Here is a 4,937-nt window from a genome sequence, read left to right as displayed (position 1 = left end):
GCGAGGGAGTAATCGCGCTGAGTTCTTTTAGTTGTTGATTTCATAACACTCTCCAATTTTGGGGGTGGAAAGTGTCAACCTTATTTAGGACGGCACAGAGAAATGAAAAAAGGCTTAGCTGATGCTAAGCCTTTTTTGTATTTTGCAGCTTGGTTAGAAACGGTAGTTTGCTTGAACACCGATTAGCCAAACATTACCCGTAGTTTCGCCTACAAATTGGCCGCCGACTTGTTCTGCAGTGTCGTCTGACTTGTAACCACGAGACTCAACGATTGGTGCGTCTTTCGCAAAAATATAGGTGAAGCCAGCGTCTAGGCTGAAGTCTTTCGTCCAATCGTACGTTGCGCCAATACTTAGCCAAGTGCGGTCAGTTTCTGGAATAGTGATCGTACGGTTTTTGTCGCTTACCGCTGAAGTATCGTATGCAATACCAGTGCGTAGCGCTAGCTTAGGATCAAGCTGGTAAGTAGCACCAACAGCAAAGCGATAATTATCTTCCCAGTTTTCTACTTTAACCATATGCGTGCCTGCAGTATCTAGACGTGCTTCCAATTTCTCGAAAGAGCTCCAATCCGTCCAGTTAACGCTTGCGTGTAACGCAAATTGGTCTGTTACTTGGTGGAAGCTTGCCAACTCAGCCGTTGCAGGCAGGTTTAGATACATGTAGCCGTTGTCGCGTTCAGAAGTACCGAAGCCAAAACCAAGACCTTCAGCATGGCCTTCAAGCTTCAGTTCAACTTCAGATTTGTACGCGAAGCCGATACGGTTATTTTCATTGATCTGCCATGCTGTACCAACTTGCCAGCCCCAAGCGGTATCGTCACCTTCCATGTATTTTAGAGCGGTACCTTGAGGAACACTGATTGGTTGATTAGTTTCAGGGTTTAACCCTACAACGTTATTCTTAGGAGCTGCTGCGCCAAAGCTGCCTTCGCCGATGATGTAACGGATACCACCACCAACGCTGATCGATTCATTGACTTTGTAAGCTGCGTTTAAGTTCGCTTCCATTGTCGTTACGCTTGCTTCGTTACCAAAGTGCGATGCACCAAAGCCTTTACCTAAATCGGTTTCCATGCCGTAGTTGGTGCCAAATGCCAAACCAATCGCGAATTTCTCATTATATTGGTGTGATAGGTAGAAGTTTGGAATGATTGCATCATGTGCGAAGTCATCTGAAGATGCAGAAGAAGTGCTACCGTGGAAGTTTACATCACCTTCAATATCAATATTTGGGTTCACATAGATTGCACCAACGGACACTTGAGTGCCTTCCAAATAAGTTAGCATTGCTGGGTTACGCCATTGTGCACTTGCGTTGTCAGCCATTGCTGCTTCACCAGCATATGCTCGACCTAGGCCTGTTGCAGAATACTCAGCAAGTTGGAAACCTGCTGCGTTAGCCATGCCCGTTGTGCCAAGTAGGCTTAATGCCACTGCTGTTGATAGAAGAGTCTTGTTGGTTTTCATTCGAATGTTCGCTGATTTGTTTATAACGTGGGACGAAAGTTTAAAGGTAGAGTTTTTACTTTAGAAATGAAAATCCAGTATAAGCAGTCATTTGGAATATTATGCTTTCAAGTGTTGATTGGGTGGTTTAATTATCTAACTGTGAAAGGCTTGTAAACGGAATTCAGCGAACAGCTGTGCGTCCTAATTGTGAGATTTAGATACACGTGTTCACTCAAATTGAATGGGCAATAAATCGCAGATATGAAAAAAGGCTGGAAATCCAGCCTTTTATATAAAGTATTTTTCTACTAACTAACAGCGAAGCGTTTAGAAGCTACGGCTGTATTGTAAGCCGAATAGAATAGCATCAGCGCGTGTTGTTGCTGACAAGCTCGAGATATTTTGAGGGCTTTGAGCGTTACTTGGGTTGTACATTGGGTTAGGTGTTGATTCATTTACCTCAACATCTTTACCCATTAGGTACGTAAAGCCAAAGTCGACATTTGATTTACTATCAATGTGATAAGTAAAGCCGGTAGAGAACCATTGGCGATCTGAGTCAGGAACGGAAACAGACGTTAAGTCAGCTTGGGCGCTCGTGTCGTACATGTAACCAGCACGAAGTGTCCAGTTATTACTTAGGTAATATGTACCACCAATCGAGTAGTGCCAACCATCTTGCCACTGGTACTGTTTATCGTACGATGAGCCAAGAGGAGAGCCTTTTAAGTTAGAGAATTCAATTTGATCGAAAGTTTCCCAGCCAATGTATTGGATGCTGTAGTGTACAGCAAACTTAGTGTCTTGAATTTTGTGGAAGCCAGAGAACTCGGCCATATCTGGTAAAGGTAGTGTGATTTTTTGACCTTTATCGTCTTTTGCTTCCATTTCTGGACTATGACGGTATGCAAGACCAAATCGATTGTTTTCATCTAGCTCGTACACAGTACCAACATTGAAACCTACAGCCCAACCATCAGCTTCGTCTACATCGACGAGTGTGCCTATTGCAGCATGTTCACGCTTCATTGTACCTTGGCCGTAGATTAAATCTAAACCAGCACCAAAGCTCCATTGTTCATTGAGACGGTAAGAACCTGCAAGGCCAAAGTTTACGCTCTTAACATCAGTTAAGCCGCCATATTCTTTTGCCGCAAAGCTATTGTCGAATTCTGTTTTAGTACCGAAATTAGAGTATGCGTTTACGCCCCATGCAAACTTGTCATTTACAGGAACGATTAGATGAATGTTCGGTGCAATAGAAGTATCGCCAGCGTCGTCATAGTTTGAGTCGACAGGCTTGAACAGTGTTGGTGCTACTTGGCACGTTGAACCACAATATTTCGCATCTTTCACTTCAATCATTGAAGTAATGCTTTCGAAACCTAGCGAAAGTTCCATTTTATCAAACAGAGCCATTGCTGCTGGGTTACGAGCCATTACTGCTGCATTATCTGCGATTACTGCATCACCAGCAAATGCACGGCCGATGCCAGTTGCTGATTGAGCGTTGATTTGGAAACCCGCTGCCATCGATTGACCTGAGGCAAAAGCTACCGTTACTGCTAGGAGAGTCTTTTTAAACAGACGCGTGTTCTGAGTCATTTGTTTTTCCTTATTAGATTCGTCTCTTTGGACGATAAATTGAGCTTTTGCTCAGTGGCGCAGATAGTAGTATCAATAATTGCTTGGACAAATCCGACCATTGGATAAAATTGAATAAAAATTGCAGAAATGATGTCTAAAAGACGGGAAATTGCACTTAAAATGCATAATTTAGAGTTTAAGCTCTAAATGGTATAGCGATGGTGAATGTTTTGCGTTCTATTTATACAAAAATGCCGCTAAATAAGATCATTTAGCGGCATTTAACCTTTTGAAGGCTGGAAATCGTCGAAGTTGTTACATCGGCTTAATCATTGATGCAAGAGTCGTAGCGAGCGCATCAATATTTTCACCTTCTTCCCCGACTAAAATCAGGCTTGAACTCCCGACGGGCTGAACGATTCCGGTCATGCCATCCTTACTAAAGTCGGTACTTTGTTCGCTTGGAATACCAGTAATAAATAACGTTACTTTACCTTTTGGACCTTGGAACACCATATGCACCGCATTGGATTCGCCAAAACCGCAGTGGTTTAGGTAGTAAACGTGATATGGAAAGTTTTCACTAAACTGGTAATGAAATGGCGACATTTTCGCATTAATTTGCGAGCTCGGTACATCCTCATCAAGATGACGAACAAACGGTTCTTCATGAATAACGTGTTTCATCGCGGTATCCGCTAAACTGGCTTGTGCTGGAGACACCAAAACATTTCCCCAGTTTACTTGGCCAACTAATAACCCTGCGGTGAACGCAATAGAAGCGGCAAGTGCCATTGCTTTGCGGACAAAGTTTGGTCTGACGACCTTCTCTTCATCAAGTGCACTCGACGTCTGGCTAAATAAAATCTTATCTGCGAGATCTTCGGGTACATCCACATTCATGGCTTGTTTAATTTTTACATCGAGATCCAAAACGTCATCAACAAACTTATTGTTGGCGTCGCTACCAGCTAAAGCTTGCAGAATCTCTTCATCCTTTTGTTTTGGATCCGACAAAATACGACGACGAAATTCTAAATCATCCATTCTTTTGTCCTCTCTTGGTATCTTGAGAATCCAACATCTCTTTAAGTTGATTACGAGCGCGAAATAGTCGAGTCATCACTGTGTTTTTATTTAAATCAAGAATGTCGCCAATTTCTTCTCCACTGAAACCACCGACAACTTGGAGAAATAAAGGCTCACGGTATTCAACATCGAGCTTCATGATCTGTGCCTGCAGCCATTCTTGCTGATGATGTGGGTCATCGCTGACTTTAGCATCATTGCCGTAATCATCGATATCAACTAAATCAAATTGTTTACGTTCGAAGCGGCGCGCATTTTCTCGTCTCAATATTGTGATGAGCCAAGACTTGGCAGCTTTTTCGTCCTGGAGGCTATCGAGTGACTTCCAAGCTCTAAGACAGGTTTCCTGAACTAGATCTTCCGCGACCGCTTTATCTTTGCACAACCAATATGCGTAGCGGTACAAGTCACGATGATACCCTCGGACGAGCGCTTCGTATTTTCTTTGCTTGTCCATATCAGAGTTGACCGGACTGTTGGAATTTTTCTTTCCAAACATTTTTAATATGGCCACAGGAGCCTCCATCCTCGCTCTGTGAGTTTCTTATTTGTTCTGAGCATGACTTTATTTGCTTCATCGCTTAGCGGTTTTGGTTGCAGGATTTGTCATGCAACCCCTTTGACACAATAAGCCATGTGGTTACCTAAAAGTGTATACGCAAATGTCAGATATCATCGAACACGAATTGATATATATTGTTAACAATATCATCATTAGTAATCAATGGCTTGGATAAGTTCACTCGATGGAGCATTAAAAGGGACTTCTGATGGTGGATTCTTGAATTGTTTTGAATCAATAATCGCTT

Annotated in this window: 4 protein-coding genes; all 4 read right to left on the bottom strand. The window is 42.8% G+C overall.

The window, feature by feature from the left end; translation table 11 throughout:
* Positions 1–153: 153 nt before the first annotated feature.
* The 4 genes from IQR33_RS14095 to IQR33_RS14080 all read right to left on the bottom strand — a co-directional run bounded on the left by IQR33_RS14095 (position 154) and on the right by IQR33_RS14080 (position 4,654).
* The gene (locus IQR33_RS14095; protein ID WP_193837638.1) at positions 154–1,470 is read right to left on the bottom strand and encodes an outer membrane protein transport protein; all 1,317 of its coding nucleotides are present in this window, start codon (positions 1,468–1,470) and stop codon (positions 154–156) included.
* A gap of 309 nt (positions 1,471–1,779) precedes the next feature.
* Entirely contained in the window at positions 1,780–3,057 is a 1,278-nt protein-coding gene (locus IQR33_RS14090; protein ID WP_193837637.1) for an outer membrane protein transport protein, read from the bottom strand.
* Positions 3,058–3,354: 297 nt separating this feature from the next.
* The gene (locus IQR33_RS14085) at positions 3,355–4,086 is read right to left on the bottom strand and encodes a DUF3379 domain-containing protein (RefSeq protein ID WP_033907380.1); all 732 of its coding nucleotides are present in this window, start codon (positions 4,084–4,086) and stop codon (positions 3,355–3,357) included.
* Positions 4,079–4,654 carry a sigma-70 family RNA polymerase sigma factor gene (locus IQR33_RS14080; RefSeq protein WP_042522516.1) on the bottom strand — a complete coding sequence of 192 codons (576 nt, stop codon included), beginning with the start codon at positions 4,652–4,654 and terminating at the stop codon, positions 4,079–4,081. Before IQR33_RS14080 ends, IQR33_RS14085 begins: the two co-directional genes overlap by 8 nt.
* Positions 4,655–4,937 lie beyond the last annotated feature (283 nt).

Origin of the sequence: Vibrio sp. OPT46 (assembly GCF_015163535.1) — a bacterium.
Lineage (GTDB): Bacteria > Pseudomonadota > Gammaproteobacteria > Enterobacterales > Vibrionaceae > Vibrio > Vibrio alginolyticus.
This window is presented reverse-complemented; position numbering and strand designations above follow the sequence as displayed.